Below are 931 nucleotides of genomic sequence, written 5' to 3'. Positions count from 1 at the left end.
AGGATTTATCCGTAAATAATATTTATTCTCAACGGGACCTTGCGGAAGGCGATGATGGCCGCGGCCAGATGGTTGAGCGCGACGAAGCTGCGCTCGAGCTTCTCGTAGCGCACGAGCAGCTTGCGGAACCGGTTGAACCAGCCATGACAGGCCTCCACTACCCACCGTCGAGCCCTCTTTTTCGGGTCACGCCGCTTGATGTCCGCTTCCTTGCGACGATCGACGACGTGGGGGATGTAGCCGTGTTTCTCAATGATGCTCAGGCACTCGGCACTGCGGAATGCAGCATCGGCACACAGATGCTTGCTACGCCGCACCGGCGGGGCCTTGCGCTTGACCATGATGGCGCTGAGCACCTCGTCGAGCCGCTTGCCGTCATTGACGTTGGCCCCGGTCACGATGAGGGACAACGGGACGCCACACCCGTCGACCAACAGGTGACGCTTGCTCCCATTTTTTTCCCCGATCCGTCGGGTTCGGGCCAACAGCTTCTTGTGCCAGGGGAGCCTTCATCATCGCGCCGTCGATGCTCTGCCATCGCCAGGCGATGCCCTGCATGTCGTCGTACTCGGCAAGCCCGGCACTCCACAGCGCCTCGAAAAATCCTGCTTCCTCCCATTCAAGGAAGCGCTTGTGGATGGCGCTGGCGCTGCCGAAGCGCTCCTTGGGCAGCGCCTTCCACTGGCAGCCCGTGCGCAGCACGTAGACGATGCCCTCGAACACCTGACGCGCGGGCTTGGGCGGCCGGCCCGCACCGGGCTTGCGAAGGTAGACCTTGTCTGGTGAGGGAAGGCGCTGCGGAATCAGCGGCTCCACGCGCTGCCAGAAGTCGTCCGTCACTTCCCAGGATTCAACCCGCTTGCCCAACCTCGCGCTCCACCACCGCGCCGCCGCGGCTCAGGGGCATTTTATCTAATTACGGATAAATCCT

General features: G+C 62.2%; 1 protein-coding gene. It reads right to left on the bottom strand.

Annotation, left to right across the window (positions count from 1 at the left end):
* Nucleotides 1–5: 5 nt before the first annotated feature.
* A protein-coding gene (locus FJ694_RS36545; RefSeq protein WP_157272407.1) for an IS5 family transposase occupies nucleotides 6–867 on the bottom strand; the annotation gives its coding sequence in 2 pieces (ribosomal slippage) (nucleotides 6–459 and nucleotides 458–867; 864 coding nt in all).
* Between the last annotated feature and the right edge of the window lie 64 nt (nucleotides 868–931).

Origin of the sequence: Azohydromonas aeria, assembly GCF_009760915.1 — a bacterium.
GTDB classification, from domain to species: Bacteria; Pseudomonadota; Gammaproteobacteria; order Burkholderiales; family Burkholderiaceae_C; genus Azohydromonas; species Azohydromonas aeria.
The sequence above is the reverse complement of the archived record's forward strand: the minus strand, read 5'-3'. Positions and strand labels throughout refer to the sequence as shown.